The organism is Chryseobacterium sp. SN22 (genome assembly GCF_008329705.1).
GTDB lineage: Bacteria > Bacteroidota > Bacteroidia > Flavobacteriales > Weeksellaceae > Chryseobacterium.
The window spans coordinates 1-21,399 of record NZ_VTSX01000016.1; the positions used below are offsets into that span (position 1 = coordinate 1).

18 protein-coding genes and 2 pseudogenes are annotated in these 21,399 nt (G+C 41.0%); 14 read left to right on the forward strand and 6 right to left on the reverse strand.

The genetic code is table 11. The annotated features are described in order from the left end of the window. From FY557_RS20360 to FY557_RS11895, 5 genes and pseudogenes are all read left to right on the forward strand, one after another. Nucleotides 1–182, forward strand: a pseudogene (locus tag FY557_RS20360) (hypothetical protein); the annotation flags it as partial. After that, a pseudogene (locus FY557_RS11880) lies at nucleotides 128–409 on the forward strand (BlaI/MecI/CopY family transcriptional regulator); the annotation flags it as partial. The pseudogenes FY557_RS20360 and FY557_RS11880, both read left to right, overlap by 55 nt. A 5-nt stretch (nucleotides 410–414) precedes the next feature. Further along, on the forward strand, nucleotides 415–2,301 hold the full coding sequence (locus FY557_RS11885) for a M56 family metallopeptidase (protein ID WP_149247468.1): 1,887 nt from the start codon (nucleotides 415–417) through the stop codon (nucleotides 2,299–2,301). Nucleotides 2,302–2,432: 131 nt separating this feature from the next. Then, a complete protein-coding gene (locus FY557_RS11890; protein ID WP_149247469.1) occupies nucleotides 2,433–3,335 on the forward strand; it encodes a GLPGLI family protein in 903 nt (300 codons plus the stop codon). A gap of 106 nt (nucleotides 3,336–3,441) precedes the next feature. Continuing rightward, nucleotides 3,442–4,014 carry a sugar O-acetyltransferase gene (locus FY557_RS11895; RefSeq protein WP_149247470.1) on the forward strand — a complete coding sequence of 191 codons (573 nt, stop codon included), beginning with the start codon at nucleotides 3,442–3,444 and terminating at the stop codon, nucleotides 4,012–4,014. A 57-nt stretch (nucleotides 4,015–4,071) separates the two neighbouring features. Here the strand turns inward: FY557_RS11895 and fsa are convergent, their stop codons facing one another. Continuing rightward, complete coding sequence (fsa, locus tag FY557_RS11900) at nucleotides 4,072–4,725, reverse strand: fructose-6-phosphate aldolase (RefSeq protein ID WP_149247471.1); 654 nt, start codon at nucleotides 4,723–4,725, stop codon at nucleotides 4,072–4,074. A gap of 400 nt (nucleotides 4,726–5,125) precedes the next feature. Continuing rightward, nucleotides 5,126–5,677 carry a hypothetical protein gene (locus FY557_RS11905; RefSeq protein ID WP_149247472.1) on the reverse strand — a complete coding sequence of 184 codons (552 nt, stop codon included), beginning with the start codon at nucleotides 5,675–5,677 and terminating at the stop codon, nucleotides 5,126–5,128. A gap of 178 nt (nucleotides 5,678–5,855) precedes the next feature. Here FY557_RS11905 and pepE point away from each other — a divergent pair, with 178 nt between their 5' ends. From pepE to FY557_RS11925, 4 genes are all read left to right on the forward strand, one after another. Continuing rightward, complete coding sequence (gene pepE / locus FY557_RS11910; protein WP_149247473.1) at nucleotides 5,856–6,548, forward strand: dipeptidase PepE; 693 nt, start codon at nucleotides 5,856–5,858, stop codon at nucleotides 6,546–6,548. Nucleotides 6,549–6,649: 101 nt separating this feature from the next. Beyond that, nucleotides 6,650–7,405 (forward strand): hypothetical protein, encoded by a 756-nt coding sequence (locus FY557_RS11915; RefSeq protein ID WP_149247474.1) that lies wholly within the window; start codon nucleotides 6,650–6,652, stop codon nucleotides 7,403–7,405. A gap of 48 nt (nucleotides 7,406–7,453) precedes the next feature. Then, nucleotides 7,454–8,824: a D-alanyl-D-alanine carboxypeptidase/D-alanyl-D-alanine-endopeptidase gene (dacB, locus tag FY557_RS11920; protein ID WP_149247475.1), complete on the forward strand. Its 1,371-nt coding sequence runs from the start codon at nucleotides 7,454–7,456 to the stop codon at nucleotides 8,822–8,824. A 6-nt stretch (nucleotides 8,825–8,830) separates the two neighbouring features. Next, entirely contained in the window at nucleotides 8,831–9,988 is a 1,158-nt protein-coding gene (locus tag FY557_RS11925) for a sensor histidine kinase (RefSeq protein ID WP_410495955.1), read from the forward strand. A gap of 330 nt (nucleotides 9,989–10,318) precedes the next feature. Here FY557_RS11925 and FY557_RS11930 read toward each other — a convergent pair whose 3' ends face one another. The 4 genes from FY557_RS11930 to FY557_RS11945 all read right to left on the reverse strand — a co-directional run bounded on the left by FY557_RS11930 (nucleotide 10,319) and on the right by FY557_RS11945 (nucleotide 16,410). After that, nucleotides 10,319–12,175 carry a PDZ domain-containing protein gene (locus tag FY557_RS11930; protein WP_149247476.1) on the reverse strand — a complete coding sequence of 619 codons (1,857 nt, stop codon included), beginning with the start codon at nucleotides 12,173–12,175 and terminating at the stop codon, nucleotides 10,319–10,321. Between the two features lie 206 nt (nucleotides 12,176–12,381). Then, nucleotides 12,382–14,004, reverse strand: a complete 1,623-nt coding sequence (locus FY557_RS11935) for a M1 family metallopeptidase (RefSeq protein ID WP_149247477.1) — start codon at nucleotides 14,002–14,004, stop codon at nucleotides 12,382–12,384. A gap of 397 nt (nucleotides 14,005–14,401) precedes the next feature. Beyond that, complete coding sequence (gene tatC / locus FY557_RS11940; RefSeq protein ID WP_185151715.1) at nucleotides 14,402–15,229, reverse strand: twin-arginine translocase subunit TatC; 828 nt, start codon at nucleotides 15,227–15,229, stop codon at nucleotides 14,402–14,404. Nucleotides 15,230–15,450: 221 nt separating this feature from the next. After that, nucleotides 15,451–16,410 carry an SIS domain-containing protein gene (locus FY557_RS11945; protein WP_149247478.1) on the reverse strand — a complete coding sequence of 320 codons (960 nt, stop codon included), beginning with the start codon at nucleotides 16,408–16,410 and terminating at the stop codon, nucleotides 15,451–15,453. A gap of 156 nt (nucleotides 16,411–16,566) precedes the next feature. Between FY557_RS11945 and recQ the strand changes: the two genes are divergently transcribed. From recQ to FY557_RS11970, 5 genes are all read left to right on the forward strand, one after another. Further along, nucleotides 16,567–18,771 (forward strand): DNA helicase RecQ, encoded by a 2,205-nt coding sequence (gene recQ / locus FY557_RS11950; RefSeq protein WP_149247479.1) that lies wholly within the window; start codon nucleotides 16,567–16,569, stop codon nucleotides 18,769–18,771. Nucleotides 18,772–19,122: 351 nt separating this feature from the next. Beyond that, nucleotides 19,123–19,326: a hypothetical protein gene (locus FY557_RS11955; RefSeq protein ID WP_149247480.1), complete on the forward strand. Its 204-nt coding sequence runs from the start codon at nucleotides 19,123–19,125 to the stop codon at nucleotides 19,324–19,326. A 10-nt stretch (nucleotides 19,327–19,336) separates the two neighbouring features. Further along, complete coding sequence (locus tag FY557_RS11960; protein ID WP_149247481.1) at nucleotides 19,337–20,419, forward strand: glycosyltransferase; 1,083 nt, start codon at nucleotides 19,337–19,339, stop codon at nucleotides 20,417–20,419. A 76-nt stretch (nucleotides 20,420–20,495) separates the two neighbouring features. Then, nucleotides 20,496–20,843, forward strand: coding sequence for a hypothetical protein (locus FY557_RS11965; protein WP_149247482.1), 348 nt, complete (start codon nucleotides 20,496–20,498; stop codon nucleotides 20,841–20,843). A gap of 134 nt (nucleotides 20,844–20,977) precedes the next feature. Further along, on the forward strand, nucleotides 20,978–21,334 hold the full coding sequence (locus FY557_RS11970) for a DUF2489 domain-containing protein (RefSeq protein WP_149247483.1): 357 nt from the start codon (nucleotides 20,978–20,980) through the stop codon (nucleotides 21,332–21,334). The last annotated feature ends 65 nt before the right edge of the window (nucleotides 21,335–21,399 follow it).

Below are 21,399 nucleotides of genomic sequence, written 5' to 3' on the forward strand. Positions count from 1 at the left end.
AAGTCATATCTTTCAATACAAAGTCAGGAATCGTTGCAAGGGCTGAAGTCGAAAATTATTTGAAAAATTCCGGGGCAGATGTCATGCTTCTTCAGGAAGATTTCGGAACGGCTTACAAATCTTCAGGCTTGATCTTTTTCCTGAGCCGAAACCTCATACGAATACCGTTTCTACCATCCTGAAAGTGCTGAAAGAAAAAGAATTCGTCGATTACAACGTATATGGAAGGCAGCATGAATATTTTCCGCGGGTAACCAAGGAGCAGTATTCCGGCAAAACCATGAAGAGCCTGGTGAAAAATTATTTCAAGGGTTCTTACAAAAGCGCCGTTTCTTTTCTGGTAGAGAAAAATGAGATGACGGTGGAGGACCTTGAAATGCTTTTAAACGAACTTAAAAAGAAAAACTAATTCCTATGGAAACTGTACTTTTCTATTTCGGTAAAGTTATTTTATGCTCCGGTGTAACGTTTCTGTATTATCAGTTGTCTTTAAAAGACAGGACGTTTCATCACTACAACAGATTTTATCTTTTGTCTGCGATGCTCCTCTCACTTCTGCTTCCTCTGATAAAGGTTGAAGACTTTACCATTGAAGTAAGCAGTGATGTTTATAAGTTGATAGATCAGGTACAATATTTCAATACCATCAAAAACTCAGATTATGACGACATTTATTTTAGAATTATTTTTTCAGCTCTGGGACTTGTTTCTTTCTGTTTTCTAGGAAGATTTGCCTACGGGATCTTCAGGATCCGCCAGCTGAAGGAAAGTTTCCCAAAGGAAACTTTCGACGGCATCAATTTTTACCGGACCGACCTTTCGGAGGCCCCGTTTTCTTACTTTAAGAATCTTTTCTGGAAGAATTCCATCACACTGAATTCCAATATCGGAAAACAGATCCTAAAACACGAGATGGTGCATATTGAGCAGAAACATTCCTTCGATAAAATTTTTATTGAAATCATTACTTCTGTGTTCTGGTTCAATCCGTTCTTTCATATCATCAAAAAAGAAATCAGTTTAATTCACGAATACCTGGCCGATAAAAAGGCCGTCAAACAATCGGATACCCAAGCATTTGCGCAGATGCTTTTGGCAAGCCACTTTTCCGGAAACCCGTTGCCTGCCACCAGTCCGTTTCTCAGTTCCAATCTAAAAAAACGATTAAAAATGTTACAGAAACCCAAAACCAAATTCGGATATGCGCGTAGAATTTTAGCGTTACCGGTCGTATTTACAGTTGCATTTACCTACTTAGTCAATGCCAAAAACCAGGAGATCAAAGCCACCAATACGGAAATTGAAAAAGCGGTTGCCCGGATCGGAAAGGGAGATCAGATCACTAGTCAACAAGATACGGTTGATATAAAAAAAGATACGATTGTTCCGGATCCGAAAAGAAGTATGGCTGCCCCGAAAGTGTACAGAAAAGCCGACGATGATAAGAAGATCGCAAATTTAAGCCAGAAACTTCAGAAGAAAACAGAGATGCTGCAGAAACTTGAACCCAAAAGCGATGAATACTATAAAAATCTTGAAGAGATCGGAAAGCTTTCCGGTGAAATCGGGAAAATAGCGAGTACAAAGGATTATCTTAATTCTGCAATGGTCATTAAGATGAACGGAAAGGATATCAATATCAATGATTATTTCAGATCGAAAGAGTGGAAGGATGAAGTAAAAAACCTTAAGGAGCTTAATATTGAAATGCCTGATATGCCCGAAATCAAGTTCGATTTTCCGGATATCCGGCAAGCACCCGATGCTCCTGATGCACCGGTTGTTCCAAGAGTGAAAGTCTATACTTTTAACGGTTCAAAAGATATGAAATGGTCTCCCGAAATGGAAAAAGCCATCAGAATATCCGAAAAGAAACCTAAAGAAACCGCATCTATGGCCAGAAAAAGGGCTAAGCTGGAAAAGGAAAGGGCCAGACTGGAAGAAAAAAGAGCCAAGCTGGAAGGCGAGAGGGTAAAACTGGAAGTTGAGCGGAGAGCATTGAACGGTGACCGCAAAGTATATTTGTACAGCAATGTTTCCAAAAAATTACCAACCGACAAAATTTTTAGAGTCAATACGGATAACATCAGAATTAATATGAAAGACCAGTCTTTGGCGGGTTCAGGAATAAAAAATCTTGATGGCAATACAGAGAATCTTAAAATCTACATCAACGGGAAAGAATCCACAAATGTACAGATGCAGGCCCTGGATGCCAAAAATATCAAGACCGTCAACATCAATAAAACCTCCACCGACGGATCGAAAACCACCGGCGAGATCAGGATTGAAACAAAATAATCACCAAAAGGCCCTGATATGATGAACTGAAAATCGGGCAGGGCCTTTTATTGAAATTCAGAAGTGTATGACTGATTGTTTAGTATCGGTCTTACATGAAAAAGTGAAAATTATAATCAATTAAATTAATCATGAAAAAATTTTTAGCTTTCGGATGCCTTGTCTTAGGCATTCTTGCCCAGGCACAGATCAACCGTTTTTTCTACGAGTACAAATTCATACCGGATTCCAACAATAAGGAAGACGTAAAAAATGAAATGATGTACCTTGATATAGACGAAAAAGGGTCCACCTACTATAGCCGTGATAAATTTGTCTCCGATTCCATCACTAATGTCGAAATTCAGAAACAGATGAAGTCTAATTCCGGAAATATGAATATTAACCGGAAAGAAAAACAGGGACAGGTATCCTATAAAGTGACCAAGGCATATCCCGATTTTAACACCTATCTGTTCAGGAATATTTCCTCGGACCGGTACAAGATAAAAGAAGGCCAGAAGCCGGAATGGAAAATCCTTTCGGATAAGCAGAAGATAGGAGAATACAATACCCAAAAGGCGACTACGAGTTTTGGGGGAAGAGAATGGGTGGCATGGTTTTCAACGGATATTCCCTTTCAGGATGGCCCATATAAATTCTATGGATTGCCGGGATTAATTGTAAAAATTGAAGATACCACAGGGTCGCATATCATGACTTTGGTAGGAAACAAAAAAATTGCTGAAGTTTCAGCATCAGACAAGGAGCCCGAACTGCCGCAGAACATCAGGGTTTTGGGAATGGGAGGAAAAGAACTCGAAGTGACAGAGAACCAGTTCAGAAAAGTCTGGAAAGACTATGTGAATGATCCTACTAAAAACATGAAACAGATGATGGGAGGGAATGGTGATGTTAAAGTGTCATTTAAATTCAAGGATGCTAGCGGAAAAGAAATTTCTGATCCCAACCAGGTGATGCGGGCCAGGGAAAAAAATACCAGAGAGAGGCTGGCCAAAGATAATAATCCCATTGAACCGGAACTGTTGAAGTAATACATACCGTAATATTCATATCAAACAGGGTGAAAATCATTTTTCATCCTGTTTTCTTTTTATTATCTTTAAATGATCAACCAAAATCATCACCAATAAACAAACTATGACAGAAAAAGAAAAGTGCGCGCAGGGGCTTCTGTATAATGCAAATTATGACCAGGAACTCATCAATGAAAGAATAACAGCAAAAGATCTTTGCCAGGAATACAACAACCTGAAAAATTCAGATTCTGAAGGCCGGACTGCCTTACTCAAAAAAATATTAGGGAAAACAGACGGAAATATCTGGATTGAACCAGCCTTCTGGTGCGATTACGGATATAATATTGAAGTGGGGGAGAATTTTTACTCCAATCACAACCTCGTAATTTTAGATTGTGCAAAAGTGACTTTCGGAAGTAATGTTTTCATCGGCCCGAACTGCAGTTTTTATACAGCCAGTCATCCGATCGATGTCAGGCAGCGCAATCAAGGACTGGAATCTGCCCATCCGATCGAGATTGGAGACAATGTATGGTTCGGAGGAAATGTCGTCGTGCTTCCGGGGATTACCATCGGGAATAACACGGTGATCGGAGCGGGAAGCGTTGTAACGAAGGATATTCCGGATAATGTGGTCGCTGTAGGAAATCCCTGTAGGGTTATTAAAACGATTACGGAAAATAATCAGGTATAAAAACAGGCGCGGAAACAAAGTTTCCGCGCCTGTTTTTCTTTATATTATAATCAGTGCTTATGCCAATTTCTGAGAATCTGCAATAAACTGAGCCAATCCGTTATCCGTTAAAGGATGTTTCAGCAGGCTCAAGATCGGAGGAAGCGGTGACGTGATCACATCAGCACCGATCTTCGCACAGTCGATGATGTGCATCGCATGACGGATTGAAGCTGCCAGAATTTCTGTTTCATACATATAGTTATCGAAAATCAACCGGATTTCCCGGATCAGGTTTAATCCGTCGGTTGAAATATCATCCAGTCTTCCCAAGAAAGGAGAAACGTAAGTAGCACCTGCTTTTGCTGCAAGAAGCGCCTGTCCCGGAGAGAAAATTAAGGTACAGTTGGTTTTGATGCCTTTATCTGAAAAATATTTTAACGCTTTGATCCCGTCTTTGATCATCGGGATTTTTACTACGATGTTCGGGTGGATGGCCGCCAGCTCATCCCCTTCTTTAATCATTTCTTCATATGTGGTAGAAAGTACTTCAGCCGATATATCGCCGTCTACGATCTCACAGATCGCTTTATAGTGATTCTTAATTGCTTCTGCTCCCCGGATTCCTTCTTTCGCCATCAATGACGGATTCGTCGTTACCCCATCAAGGATTCCCAGATCTTTTGCTTCTTTGATCTGCTCTAAATTGGCCGTGTCAATAAAAAATTTCATTTGTTTTGAGATTTATTTATACAAAGATAGTCATTCCGTTTTTGAGGAGGAAATTAATTTTGGTTAAGGTTAAAAAGTGAAGGGTGAATGGTCAATGGTCAATCCGCTTCGCTTGTCAATTTAAATAAAGTTTGGATTTTCAATCATAAAACCTCAAAGCATACCTTAACCGCAATTCCACTCCCTTGGAGGGGTGGCGAAAATTCCGAAGGAATTTTTGACGGGGTGGTTTTGAGAACCCGCATTTTAAATGGTGAATAGTCAATCGCTTTGCTTGTCAATTTTAAATTCACCATTCATTTGCCATGCAAAATTCACCATTCACTTGTATCAGCAAATTCACCATTGACATCAATAAACGGCAAAGAAAAAAGACCCGGAAGAATCGGGTCTTTCAACACTATGAATTTAAAGCCTGGCTTAATTTTACGGCGTCCTGATTGCTTGGATCATACTGCAACGATTTGGCGATATGTTCTTTCGCTTTGTCAGGGTTGCTTTGCTGTTCGGAGAAAGCGACATAGAAATAGGCATAGGCCAGATTCTTTTTATTCTGTTCTACCTCTTCCGGCTTTACGGTCGCAATATATTTCTCATAAGCCAGTTTGGCGTTGGCATCATCTTTAGCAGACTGATAGGCATAGGCCTGGCTGTAGTAAGAAGGCGCCCAGTCCGGCAGCAATACCGATATTTTTTTCCAGGTCTCAATCGCATTGGTCCAGTCAGATGCTTCCTGATAAGCTCCAGCTAACTGAGCAAGGGATTCCGTATCTTTAGGATTGGCTTCGATTTTCTTTTTAAGCGCATCGATGGCTGGATTTCCCGTTGCCTGAACGGTTGCGGTGGTCGTAGTGGCACTGTCCGTCTGAGTTGTCTGTGCGTTGGCAAAACTTACGGCTCCTGTCAATATCAAACCTAATAAAAGGTTTCTGTTCATTTTTGTCATTTTCATAATTCCTACATTTTAAACGTGTTATAAAGGTAGAAAATTCCATTTTTATGAAAAAATAAAATTCAGAAGCTTTAAGGTTTTTTAGAAAACATTAACGGGACCAACTATTTTTTTATCATAATTTTAGATTCGCAGCAGTTTGGATTATCTTTGTAAGTGACAACAAAGTGTAAAATTTATGAACATTATACTCGCATCTACCTCCACACTTTTCGGCGGGCAGTATCTGGAATACTTAAAAGAAGAAATCATTAAACTATACGAGGGAATTGATGAAATCATCTTCATTCCCTTTGCAAGGCCCGGTGGGATTTCTCATGAGGATTACACGGAAAAAGCAAAGTCTTTCTTTAATGGCATTGATATTAAAATAACAGGGCTTCATGAATTTGCTGATAAGGCTGAAGCGGTTAACCAGGCCAAAGGTTTCTTTACAGGCGGCGGAAATACGTTTCTGTTGGTTAAAACGTTGCATGAAGAAGGGCTGATGAATGTGCTGAAGCAAAGTATAGAGAGCGGAAAGCCGTATTTGGGCTGCAGCGCCGGCAGCAACATCGGCGGACAGAATATGAAAACCACGAACGATATGCCGATTGTATATCCTCCGAGCTTCGAGTGCATGGGACTGGTTCCGTTCAACATCAACCCGCATTACCTCGATCCGAACCCCGATCTGAAGCATAACGGTGAAACAAGGGAAACGAGAATCAGAGAATTTTTAACACAGAACGATCTTAAAGTCGTAGGCCTTCGCGAAGGAAACTGGATCAGGAGAACCGGCGACCGGATAACGGTAGAAGGCACCGAAATGACGAGGATTTTTGAAAAAAATAAAGAGCCGTACGAGATTGAGTCGGGTTCTGAGCTGTAGCAGTTATGAAATATTCAAAACGGGAAACCGATCAGTTTGTTGAAACCTATCTACTCAATTTTCAGCTAAACGGTAAGGGTTGGCATAAACTAATCCGTGATATGCTCTACGAATTTTGCCTGGCGGGCTGGAATCTTGATGACAGAGTCGGAGGAAAAGAAAAATTTGGCGGGTTGCGGTGCTATGCCTTTTCAGAAGACGAGAAACTCAATACTGAAATTCAGGAAATAATAAGAAAATATGAATACTTATCGGTTAAAACCTGCGAGAAATGCGGCAGTGCGGGCAAATTAAGAGTGGTCAATGGCTGGGATATAACTTTGTGCATTAACCATTATATAAAAGACATATCTGTTATTCATATTAAAGATGACTCTGTTTTTCTTAATGACGGTTTTCTGTTTAAGCTAAGTGAAATAAAAAAGATAGACACACTCAATTCTTTTAGGGGGATGCAGGTATATTTATCCGGCGATGAAACATATATTTCATTAAATGTCAGAAACCCCAACTATTATCTGTTGTTAAGATCCCTCCCGTTACATCTGTTTTCGGAAGAAGACGGGAATAAGATCAGATTAATGTTTGAAAATCTGGAAGACTGTGAAATCTGCGGATATAAAGCCCTTTGGAAAGACCACTGTTTAAGATGTAATGAAGAACCCTGGCAGGAATCTTTACTGGAAGACTATGAAGATAAAACAGAATATGTAAAGCGATCCCAGATGTTACTTTTTATGGATCAGGACAGCTATGAAGAAGTTTCCGATTTCTGTGACCGGTCATTTGAAAAGACGGAAAATTACCGGATTCTTTTTAATGAAGAAGAATTTAAAGAATTCGAAAAAGACTGGTAAGGCAAAAAGTGCCGTAATTTTAAATTATATTTGAATAAACAATCCTTCATGAAAAACGTTTTCCCGATATTTCTCCTTTCAACCCAAATGGTCATGGCGCAGAATATTGCTCTTAAATTGGATGCTGCCACCAAAAACCTGATGGAATCCTCCGGTGCGGTTTCGTCTAATTTATCCTTTTATGTTTCGGATGAAAGCGGGAATCCCGTTTATGATTATCAGGGAAACAAAGGCCTTTCCACTGCTTCGACCCAGAAGATATTCACAGCAGCGGCAGCTTTGGAAGTTTTGGGTAAAAATTATACCTATAAAACAACGTCGGCCTATTCCGGAACAATTTCAAACGGGAACCTGAACGGCAATCTGTTCATCAGCTCAACCGGTGATCCAACCCTGGGAAGCTGGAGGTACGACTCGTATAAACCGGAAAATTTTAAGCAGAAACTCATAGAGGCCGTCAGGAAATCGGGCATCAAAAAAATATCAGGCGACCTGATCGTTGACGATTCATATTTCGACCACCAGACCATTCCGGGAGGATGGCCGTGGGATGATCTGGGGAACTATTACGGAGCCGGCGCCTGGGGCGTCAACTGGCGCGAAAACCAGTTCGATATCAACATCAACGGAACGGAATTCAAAAGTTTTTCCTACCCTCTGGAAGGCGTCAGCTGGCTGAATGACCTGAAAGCAGGAGGGAGCTCGGACCAGAGTTTAGTTTTTACCGCACCTTATTCCCCTGTAGCGCTGATTAACGGAACCCTGCCCTCAAAACTGGTAACGGTTTCCGGAGCTGTTCCCAATCCGCCTCTGCAGCTGGGAATGGAGATCGGGCAATGGCTGAAAGAATCAGGAATTGATCTTTCAGGGAAAGTAGTTACGAATTCCCAGCTTGAAATCGAAGGAAAGAAACCTTTGGAATTCCCTGGACAGAACCTTATCCTTACCTACGAATCACCGACTTTAGATAAAATCGTCTATTGGTTTTTAAGGAAAAGCATCAATATGTACGGTGAAACATTAATTAAAACTTTAGCCAAAGAAAAGAAAGGGAATCCAAGCTTTAAAACGGGGGTTGCCTACCTGAAAGAATTCTGGAAAGGTAAGGGAATCAATCCGGCGATGATCAATTTTGCAGACGGAAGCGGGCTTTCTCCTCAGAATTACGTTTCGGCAAAAGCGGAAGTACAGGCTCTGCTGTATGCTAAAAAACAGCCTTGGTTTGAAGTATATTACGAAGGTTTTCCTACCCAGGACAACGGCATCAAAATGAAAAGCGGAACCATGAGAGACACCAAATCCTACGCGGGTTTCCACACTTCAAAAGAAGGGAAGAAATACGTATTTTCAATCATCATCAACAATTACCAGGGCAGTGGCAGCACAGAACTGCAGAAGATCCTGAATGTTTTAAAATAAATCAACATTTTGAAGAAATCCTTGTTTGCAAGACTGAATAACTGGATCATTTTTACCCTTATGACCATTGTTGTGCTGACGACCGTGGTTGCCTCTACGATTCTGATCAATTTTCTCCGGAGGGAAGAAGTACGGCGGGTAGATATTCTGGTAAGTGCCTTAAGATTCCAGCAGGAAACAGAAAACCCCAATCTGGAAATTCAGGCGTTGCTTTTGCAGATCTACAGCTCCAATACCACCATCCCGCTGATTATTTTAGATAAAAGCGGCCAGATCATCGAGCATAAAAATATTCCGCAGGATATCGAAAACAATTCGGCAGAGATCATTGCACTGGCAAAAAAAATGGCAAAAAGCTATCCTCCGATCGAAATCAATATCCTGAAAGGCAACAAGCAGTTTGTATATTACGATAATTCCCGTCTGCTGAACAACCTGCAGTATTCTCCGTATATTCTGGGATTGTTTATTCTTTCCTATTTCGGATTCACCTTCTGGTTTTTCCGCACCATAAAAAAAACGGATGAAGGTTATCTCTGGGCCGGTTTGGCCAAAGAAACGGCACACCAGATCGGAACGCCCCTGTCTTCGATGATCGGCTGGATGGAAATTATGAAGCTGGATACGCCTGATTCCGAAGGGGTGCATGAAATCGAAAAAGACATTGAACGGCTAAGGACCATCTCCGAAAGGTTTTCGAAGATTGGCTCCGTTCCTGAACTTAACGACCGGGATTTCAATGCCACTATTCAGGAAAATTATGATTACTTAAAAACAAGGATTTCCAAAAAGATCAACTTCGGCCTGCATCTGCCGAATCATACGGTCTCGGTTCCCCACAACAAAATCCTGATGAGCTGGGTAATTGAAAATCTGGTAAAAAATGCCGTTGATGCGATGAAAGGTGAAGGCTCGATCTCAATGACGGTTATTGAAAGAAACAAAAGTATTGTGGTGCAGGTACAGGATACCGGGAGCGGAATGACGAAACAGCAGGCCGCTAACGCGTTCAAACCCGGCTATTCCACCAAAAAGCGGGGCTGGGGATTGGGGCTGTCTCTGGCCAAAAGGGTAATCCAGGAATACCACAACGGGGACATCAAAATTTCACAGACGGAGATAGGGAAGGGAACGACATTCAGGATTACCATCCGTAAAGTATAGTTTTTTTCCCAGATAACACAGGTTTTACAGATCATACTGCGTAATATCACTTTTTTGGAAGCTGCTTTCTAATCCTAATGATGCCCTAAAAGGGCAAAAAACAATAACAGCATCGGGTGAAACCGGTCTTACAGGGGAAACATTAATTATTAACATCTAAAAAGTCATATCCTAAATATCCCGTTTGTCCATCCCATAGGATCCGGATATAATAATAGAGAATCGTTTGGATAGGTCTGTATTTAGATTACTTCCGAAAGTCGAAGAATTTGTGTTCAATAAAAAAAGCGGAGAAAATTTCCCCGCTTATATAATTTATCTTAATTAAAACTATTTCTTTCCGGTCAGCCACTGATCCTGCAGCTTCTTTTCGGCAGGCGTAGGGTTGGCTTTAAACGCGAGGGTTTCAACCGTCATCTTATCCAGAAGTGCTTTTCCTTTAAGATCGATTTTGTCGGTCCTGTCTCCGTTCTTTCTCAAAACGGTAACGGTTACATTCTGTCCTTCCTTGATGGTTCTTGAGTATTCAATAAATGACTGGATATTCTGGACGTTGATGGTCTTTCCGTCCAGGGCAACAATCTTATCCGTGATTTTCAGGCCGATGCTCTTGGCAAAAGGCGACTGGGCAGAGCTTTCGTCGAATACAAAAGCATTATCCTTTTCGTCATAACCCGTTTGCTGCGGATCTTTGATGAACCAGAACATCGGCGGCGTTTCCTGTTTTTTGATTTCCACGCCTGCCATATTTAAATACTGTGCATAAGGGGTAGGCTGATCCCCGGCAATGTATTTATTGTAAAAATCTTTGATCTGAGGATATCCCGTAACGGCAACAAGTTCATCAATTAACTGGTCGTCTTTAAACGGTTTGTTTTCGCCGAACCGCTGGGACAGTTTACGGATCATATCGCGGTAGCCCATTTCCCCGTTCGACAGTTTTCTCAGTTCGATATCCAGGCACATTGCCAGGAGGGTACCTTTTTCATAAACGTTTCGGTATTGATCTTTGTATTCATCTTTAAGGATGTTTTTACTCATTACCGTAAAAGGCATTGTATCATTGTAGTTTTTGGAATTGGCGATTTTCTCGCTCATTCTTTGAAGAAACTCGTCTCTGGTAATCAGGCCTTCCTGGATCTGGAACAGATTGGCGAAATATTCCGTACCGCCTTCGTACATCCAAAGGTGTTGCGACATTTTCGGATCTGCATAATCGAAGTAGTGGATTTCCTCGGAATGGGTTTTCAGCGGATTCACCGTATGGAAAAATTCGTGGGAAACCACATCGGTAATGGCTTTATCGATTGCTTCCTTCGGCATCATCTCAGGAAGCACAACACTTGTGGATTCGTGATGTTCGAGGGCACCGAATCCTTTGATCTGCGGCCCTTGTGTACCGGCCAGATACAGCATGATCGCATATTTTTTATTGGTGTTCATATCGCCCAGGAACTTCTTCTGGGCCAGCACCATCTTTTCAAGATTCTCTTTAAAATCGGCCGCTTTGTATTTGCCGGTCGGGGAATACACACCCAGTACCAGGTTCATTCCTCCCGCGTTGAAGGTGATGTAATCCGGTTTGGTATACATCAGCGGTGAATCGGTTACTTTTGCATAATTGGCCAGGGTAAAGGTATCCGTAGATTCGGATTTGTCCTGATCAACCAATGCGGTGGTTCCGTAGAAGTCCGTCGGTTTCTTCACAACCAGCTGATAAGGTACATCCTGCATATTATCGATATACCCGATAAAGCCGTGGGTATTGATCAGATATACTTTTCCGGCTTCAATGTCCGTTCCGGAAGGCGAAAATACGGCCTTATGCTTCGATTCATCCATTTCGTCATCAAAGCTGTCATTTACCAGGTAAGTTACTTTGCTTAAATTCTGTGCGTTTTTCAGCGCGTAGGTATTGTCATTGACTTTGGTAAAAGGAATTTCTTTTCCTTTGTTGTCCGTGAATTTAACGCTTTCCACAAAACGTCCGTAATCATCTACGGAATAGGTCCCCGGAACCGTTTTCGGAAAATGGAATTTGACGTCACCGGATTTCATTTTAGGGAATTCCATCGTTACCGGCACCTTATCGTCTTTTACATTAACAAGGTCAATGGTGGTTTTTATAGATTGGGCATTCACCATAAAAGCGGTTAAAATCCCCAAACTTAAAGCTGCTTTTTTCATTGAGTTCAATTTATAGTTAAATAGTTGCTGATCGACTGAATTTGTTACGGAAATGTATATTAAACTTTGTTAAATTAAATTCTATTCTTAAATAAGTAGTTAATTAACAGGAGCTTATGTTGCCTGTTTTGAAAATAATTTTCTGTTTTAAATTCAAAAAAATAAAGAAGCAAAACCGCATTTCACCGTTTTGCCTGTCTCATATATTAAACCTTTTTAAAGTTGATGTAATAATTTTTGTTGAATTCAACCGGCTTTCCTACCTTCAGTTTTACGGTTTGCCATTGATCGGTAGGGTTGATGGTTGTGCCTTCGACAATGATCGGAAGTTTGAAATCCTTCACGGTATCCGTATAGCGGAATTTCAGTTCATCTCCTTTTTGAACGTATTCCAGAACAGGAACTTTGGTCGTTCTTAAATACTGGTCGAAGACGCCGGAAAAATCAATTCCCGATTTTTTTGAAATAAAATCTTCAATTTGTCCGGTCGTTACCGTCTGATGATAAAACTCTTTATTGAGGCCTCTCAGGATCTGCCTGAATTTTCCATCATCGTTGATTGCCTGGCGGATTGTATGAATCATGCTGGCTCCTTTCGGATACATATCGCCGCTGCCTTCGTTTCTTACGCCGTATTTTCCGATAATGGGTGTGTCGTTCTGGATGATATTCCGGATTCCCTGAGCATAGAGCTCTGCCGATTTTTTATCCATGTACTTTTCGGTAAACAGCACTTCGGAATAATTGGTAAAACTTTCATGGATCCACATATCCGCCTGGTCCTGAGCCGTAATATTATTGGCAAACCATTCGTGGCCGCTTTCATGGATGATGATAAAGTCCCAGTTCAGTCCGACACCGGTTCCGGAAAGATCTCTTCCCCGGTATCCGTTCTGGTATCCGTTTCCGTAAGCTACGCTGCTCTGGTGTTCCATTCCCAGATAAGGCGACTCTACCAGCTTGTACGAATCTTCATAAAACGGGTAAGGGCCAAACCAGTATTCAAAAGCCGACAGCATCGGCTTCACCTGCTGAAACTGTTTTTTAGCTTTGTCTATATTATAATCCAGCACCCAGTAATCCAGGTCCAGCTTTCCCTTTTCTCCGCTGAAAGTATCTTTAAAATTCACATATTTACCGATATTGGGAATAATGGAGTAGGCATTAATCGGGTTTTTCACTTCCCAGGTATAGGCCATTTTACCGCCTTCCGCTTTTTTGCTGATCAGCCTTCCGTTTCCTACCCCCACAAGATCTTTCGGTGTTATGATTTTCATCACGATTCCATTGTCCGGTTCATCGCTCCAGATGTCTTTCACCGGCAGCCAGATCGAAGCCCCGATGCCTTCATCAGCAGCACTCATCCATGGATTCCCGTTTTTATCTTTGGTAAATACCCAGCCTCCGTCCCACGGCGCATTTTTAGCGATGGTGGGATTTCCGGAGTACATAACTTTTATCGTATATTTTTCTCCTTTTTTAAAGCTTTTATTGGTTTTAATCCAGATAAAATCTCCTTCCTGTTTATATTCCGCTACCGGAAAACCGGCTTCTACCTTATCGGCTTTCATAGGCTCCTGAAGATCAATCTGAAAAGTAGGATTGGTAACATCTTTCGTGATCTCAAAACTGATGATGTTGCTTCCCTTAATGCTTTTTGTTACAAAATCCGGTTCTACGGAAAGATCGTATTTTTTTACATCCCAGAAATTCCGGTATTTAGTATCGGATCCTTTTAAAGTATCCAGTACCGTATAAGTATCTGTTTCACGGGTCTGACCGAAAATCAATCCTGAAACAAATAAAAGCGTATATGAAAGTTTTTTCATCTGAAATAAAATTAATGGTCTAAAATAAAGAATTAATCGATGCTGAACTAAATTTAAAATATAAAATCTCTTTAATAAGACGGAAGATCCGAGGTTTTGTTACATTCTGGAAAGTGAATGGTGAATAGTGAATTGCCAATTCGCTCCGCTTGTCAATTTTTAAAGTGATTTGATTTCATGTTTGTTTTTTTTTGACTTATTAAATTTAATATTCTAAATATTAAATTCTTTCATGAATGCATACAGCCCGATCATAAAACAGCAAAGAATATTCTTAACCTTTATTCCCCTCAAAAAGTTGGAGGGGTGGCGGAAATTCAAAGTTAAAGAGATCAGCACTTCCATAAAAAAATCCCGCAGAAAAAATCAGCGGGAATGTATTTTAGTGTTTAAGTACTTATTTCTGAACGACCGGTAAATTGGCCGCTGCCTTCTGTACTTTTTTGTAGGTATATGAACACATAATGATGCTGAATTCATATAACAAAAGCAACGGAAGCGCTGCCATCAGCATACTGAGGACATCTGCCGGCGTAATGATCGCAGCAACTACCATAATCAAAACAATAGCATGACGACGGTAGGTTCTCATGAATATCGGAGTCAAAATTCCGATGGTGGTAAGAAAATAAATCAGTACAGGGAAAAGGAAAATAACCCCCATTCCCAAAACCACCTGTAAAAACAGCGTCGTATAGTCACTGAGATCATACAACGGGATAATAATGTCTGATATTTTGAAAATTACCCCAAAGTTAACGGCAAAAGGAAGGATCAGGTAATACCCGCATAAAACACCGGTCATAAATAAAATCCAAACCGAATTGATAACGAAAAGGGAGTTTTTTCTTTCGTTGGGATGTAAGGCCGGACTGATAAACCGCCACAGTTCCCATACGATATAGGGAAAGGCAAGAACAATTCCGCCGAAAATGGAAACGGCCATCATGACATTGAACTGCTGGTAAAGCTTACTGGCACGCACCGGAAAATCTTTTGGCAGATGGATGCTGTCTTCGCCCAGAATCATTTTTGAAAAATGGTTGACCATTTCAAAAGTGGCGAAATCATTTCGGGTAGGACCGAAGAACACGTGGTCCATAATCCAGTTGATATTGAAACCGATAACGATCGCAGCAACCACTATGGCGAGAATCGAACGGATGAGGTGGCCTCTCAGTTCGCCAATATGCCCCCAGAAGGACATGTCTTTAGCATCACTCACAGAATAATATTTTTAAGATTCCAAATTTAGGAAAAAAGTTTTACTAAAGTGGGATGTCGGAAGCAGGAAGATGGAAGTTTATTTATCAAATTGAAAAAAATATAAACAGCACGGCAAGATCATTTGATATTTAAAGACTTTTAGACCTGATATCGTAAGGAGAAGCTTCCGGCATCAGCCTCCTTCCTGCCGATCAATAGGATTTCTGCCTTGGATTTACATTAATTGATTCCTTCGTCCAACAGCTTATGCAGGTCGATAATCCCGAAATACTTTCCGTTTTCCGTCACCACAAGCTGTCCAATGTTGTTGTCTTTTAAAATCTGCATGGCTTCTTTGGCTAAGGCCGTTCTCTCAATCGTTTTCGGACGGGCAGACATAATGTCTTTTGCCAGGACTTTCGAAATGTCGTCTCCTTTTAACAGCATTCTTCTCAGGTCTCCGTCGGTAATTACCCCGATAATTTCATCTTCTTCCGTCACCACGGTAATCCCGTGCCTGGAACTGCTGATGGAGATAATGACGTCTTTCACGGTAGCGTTTTCCGTAACCTGAGGTTTCTGTGAGGAAAGGAAATCGTCAACTTTTGAGATTAAATTTTTCCCAAGACTGCCTCCAGGATGGAATTTGGCAAAATCGTTGGCTTTGAATTCGTTCATTTCCATTAAAACAATAGCCAAAGCGTCGCCCAGAGCCATCTGCAGGGTGGTTGAACTCGTTGGGGCCAGTTTGTTCGGGCATGCTTCCGTATCGACGTGGGCATCCAGGATAAGGTCGGAAAATTCCGCCAGCTTGCTGGAAGGATTTCCGGTCATGCCGATTAATGCATGTGAATAGTCTTTCAAATAAGGCACCAGGTTCACAATTTCCGGCGAGTTGCCGGAATTGGAAATGCACAAAACCACATCCTGCTTCTGGATTACCCCAAGGTCTCCATGAATGGCTTCAGAAGCATGTAAGAACTGGGAAGGAGTACCGGTAGAATTTAAAGTAGCCACAATCTTATTGCCTACATGTGCCGATTTACCGATTCCCACCACAATAAGTTTTCCTTTTGCCGCATGGATGATTTCCACTGCTTTTATAAAATCGTCACCCAATCTTGAGGCTAGTTTCTGGAGTTCTGCGATTTCGATTTCCAGGGTGCTTTTCGCGATTGAAATAAGGTCGGCTTTTTCCATTATCATTTTATGGGTATACAAAAATTCCCTTTAAATACGTTCTGTTTAAAAAGGATATTTAATATAATTTTTATTTTTTATAAATCCGTTCGCTTTTATTTTAAGCGAAAAATTCATAACTTTGGATTAGATGCAAATTTAGCAATAGAAAATTAGATGAGCGCAAAAAAAGCCAATTTATCAGGCGAATTGAAAAAATATTTCGGGTTTTCCACTTTCAAAGGCCAGCAGGAACAGATCATCGAAAACCTTATGAACGGTAAGGATATTTTTGTTCTGATGCCTACAGGCGGAGGTAAATCCTTATGCTACCAGCTTCCGGCACTTATTTCGGAAGGCACGGCTATTGTGGTATCTCCCCTGATCGCATTGATGAAAAACCAGGTGGATGCCGTAAATGGTCTTTCTTCTGATGACGGGGTTGCCCATGTTTTGAATTCATCATTAAACAAAACCCAGACCAAACAGGTTTTTGACGATATAAAAAATGGAAAAACAAAGCTGCTGTATGTAGCTCCGGAATCACTGATTAAAGAAGAGTACCTTGACTTTCTGAAAGATGTGAAAATTTCGTTCTGTGCCATTGATGAAGCGCACTGTATTTCAGAATGGGGACATGATTTCCGGCCGGAATACCGAAACCTGAAATCCATCATCGATAAAATTGCCGATGTGCCGGTAATTGCCCTGACGGCAACGGCAACGCCAAAAGTTCAGGATGACATCCAGAAAACGCTGGGAATGACCAATGCATTGGTTTTTAAAGAAAGCTTCAACAGGCCGAACCTGTACTATGAAGTACAGCCAAAGGTAAATGTCGATAAGGAAATTGTAAGATTTATCAACCGTCATAAAGGAAAATCGGGAATCGTGTATTGCCTGAGCCGGAGGAAAGTGGAGGAATTTGCCCAGCTTCTCCAGGTCAACGGGATCAATGCCCTTCCTTACCACGCCGGTCTCGACCAGAAAGTACGGGTCGCCAATCAGGATAAATTCCTGATGGAGGAAGTAGACGTGATTGTGGCGACGATTGCCTTCGGAATGGGAATCGATAAGCCGGATGTGCGCTTCGTGATCCATTACGATTTTCCGAAATCCCTGGAAAGTTATTATCAGGAAACCGGACGTGCCGGACGGGATGGCGGAGAAGGCCATTGTGTAGCCTATTATGATCCTAAAGATATTGAAAAGCTTGAAAAATTTCTTGCCCAGAAGCCTGTTTCCGAAAGAGAAATCGGATTGCAGCTCTTGAACGAAGTCGTAGGCTATGCCGAAACCTGTATGAGCAGAAGGCAGTATATCCTGTATTATTTCGGGGAAAATTTCGATCCTGTAAACGGGGACGGCGCTAAAATGTGCGACAATTCTTCCAATCCGCCCAAGCTGAAAGATGCAACGGATGATCTGAAAAAGGCTTTGGAGCTCATCAGGGATACCGGTGAAAAATTCAAGTCGAAGGATCTGATTACCGTAATTGCCGGAAAAGAGACGGCTGTTACGAAATCATATAAGCTGGATCAGAGTCCTTATTTCGGATTCGGGAAAGAAGAGAAGGACAACCACTGGAAAACGGTCCTTCGACAGGCGACGGTTCAGAATTTTTTACTGAAAGACATAGAAACCTATGGGGTTTTAAAGATTTCAGAAAAAGGAAGATTGGTACTGGACGGAAAACTTGAGCATTCATTTATGATTGCAGAAGACCGGGAATTCGATCTTACGCAGACAAAAGCGGAAAGCGATCAGGTGCAGATGCAGTCCGGCGGTGGTCTGGACCAGAATCTTTTCAATCAGCTGAAAGAATTAAGGAAGAAAGTTGCCAAGAAGCATGGCATTCCGCCTTACACCGTGTTTATGGATCCGAGTCTCGAAGACATGACGGTTCAGTATCCGGTAAAAGTAGATGAGATCGCCAAAATCTATGGTGTAGGCGAGGGAAAGGCCAAAAAATACGGAAAAGAATTTGCCGATTTCATCAGCAAATATGTGGAAGAAAACAACATCGAGCGTACTCAGGATATGGTGCTGAAGCAGGTAGCCAATAAATCAAGCCACAAGGTTTTCATCATTCAGAGTACCGACAAGAAAATCGACCTTGAAGATATTGCCCGCGCTAAAAACCTTTCGATGGATGAATTGCTGAAAGAAATGGAACGCATCGTTTACCAGGGAACCAAGCTGAATATCGACTATTACATCGAAGATAATTTTGATGAAGATATCGTGGATGGTTTTATGGAATTTATGAACGAATCCGAAAGCGACAGCATGAAGGTTCTTTTGGACGAATTCGGGGACGAACTTTCAGATGAAGAGGTGAGGATGCTAAGGATAAAATTCATCAGTGATGTTGCCAATTAAAATGATGCTCAACAATAATGAAATAATTTTAAAGAAATTCTTCCCCGGAAGAATTTCTTTTTTAATACCACAGAAAAGATCAGAATTGTCTTTTCCTTTTTTTATCTGGTAACTTCCTTTTTTCTATTACTGAATAGCAAAAAGCTGGGCTTCTTTATATTTCAGATTATAACGGTTATTATTTTCTGCTCAGCTTTATATATTACTTTTTTCAGATGGATCTTTAAATATATTAAAATACTGAATAATTACTATCTGATTACAAATCAGAGGATTATTGTTGCAAATAAGACGAAAGAAAACGTTTTTAAATATAAGGAACTGCATGAAATAAATGAAATCAACGCGCAAATGAACGGCAGTTTTTTCGGCAATATCATATTTGGAGAGCCTGAGGGTATTTTTGGCAGAAGCGATGAGCCATTCCCATTTTTTAGCAGATCTGGAATGAGTTTTAAAGAAGACGAGTATGCTTTTGTGAGTGTGGAAAATATTAATGAAATTATTCCGGTTTTTGAAGAACTCGGTTTGAAGGTTACCAAAACTTTTTACTAATTTTACAGGGATGAAAAAGATCTCTGTCATATTTATCCTGCCGGACTTGGAAACCGGCGGCGCGGAAAGGATCGTAACCACCATTGCGAACCATCTCTCACGGGACCGGTTTGAGCCCAAGATTTTACTTTTGCGAAAGCAGGGCGGGTACCTTAATTTCGTGAAAGAAGACGTGGAAATCATCGACATCAATACCGAAAGAATCAGGCATTCATTAAAGCCTATTCTGGCAGAAATCTACCGAAGAAAACCGGATATCGTGTTTTCGGGTTTCGGAGAGGTAAATGCATACCTTTCTTTATTCATCAAGCTTTTTCCCAATACCAAATTTATTGCCCGCGAAACCAATGTGGTGACGAAGCACGTGACGCGGAAAGAAATAAAATTCTTTTATAATTTTTACAATAATTACCACAGGATCATTGCCCAAAGCGATGATATGCTGAAAGATCTCACCGGGAATTTCCGGATAAAATCCAAAAAAGTCATTAAGATCAATAATCCGGTAGATTTTGATTTTATTGAAGAAAAACTTACCAATTCCCAAAAACCAGAAAGCTTTAAATACAATTATAAAAATGTGGTTGCCATCGGAAACCTGTCATCAAGGAAAGGCTTCGATAACCTGCTGAAAGTTTTTTCCAGGCTTAAAAACGAAAATGTCCTGCTCCATATTCTGGGGGACGGGCAGGACCGTGATCTGCTGCATCAGATGAAGGAATTTTTAGGATTGGAGAATGTTATTTTCCACGGACGGCAGGAAAACCCGTACCGGTTCCTGAAACATGCCGATCTGTTTGTTCTTTCGTCAAGATATGAAGGCTTTCCGAATGTATTGCTGGAAGCCGGTGCCTGCGGAACCTATTCTTTAGCCAACAACTGTCCTGGAGGAATTAATGAGATTATTCTGGAAAATATCAACGGAGAGATTTCCGATATCGGGAACCATGAGGATTTTGCACAGAAAATCATGAGCATCCTGCACGAGCACCATGATCCTGAAGCGATCGAAAGCTGCATCAAATCCAGGTTTTCAAAACATATTATCCTGGACCGGTATGAAAAAGTCTTGCTGGATCTCGTAAATCGGTAATCCTGAATGTTTGCCTGCCGGGATCTGTTTTCTTACTTTTGACCCTTTCAATTATTTATAAAATCAATTTTCATTCATGATTAAAATGCAGAAATTAGGATGTGCCTGCGAAAAGCCCACTGTATCCTATACGGAATTCAGGACTTCAGCACTGGGCATCGATAATACACACGGAAAAAATGCTGAGGTAAGCATTCAGCAGTGCAAGCTTTGCCAGAGGATATGGATCCGGTATGCTTTTAATGCAGACGTTACGCCAGAATCCGGTAAATGGTACAAAGGAATGGTTTCCAAAAAAGACCGCCCGCAGATTACGCCTGAAAACGCACTGGAGTATCTTGAAAGTCTTGAATGGTATGTTTACGGCGGCGGATTTTTTAAAAATACGACAGCATTTGGCGCAGGAAAAATTGATCTGGATTAATTGATCCTGCAATATAAGTTCAGGAAACGGGTTGGAAGAGGATGTCGGATGCCGGAAGTTTTCTGACAGAATTATTACCGAGAACTCTGAATATCAGATGATATCGGATTCCAGCTTTATGAGAACAAAATGCAATGAATAAATTTGATGAATTAAAACGTAACCGGTTTATAAAGAAACTGCGGTCGAATTCCATTGCCATTGCTACAAATCAGATCGGAATTCATTCGGGATATTTCAAAATGCATTATCTTCTGGGGAGAATCAACGATATTAAAGTGTTGGAAAATATTGATCTAAGTATCTTCGAAACTTACTACAATGAGATCCAGACTCACCCGATTGGGGATGAAAGAAAACTCTACAGCAAAGAATTTTTGGATAAACTTGATTTAAAGCTAAAACGGATTGATGAAAGATATCTGGATGCCCTTACTGAAAAATGCGGTGAGATCATCGAGAAGTTTAAAGACATCAAAGATTTTTGCTGATTTTTTATGCAGGTGTGCTCCGTTTTCAAAACTTGACAAAACTCACTTGGGGGTATGGCAATTAA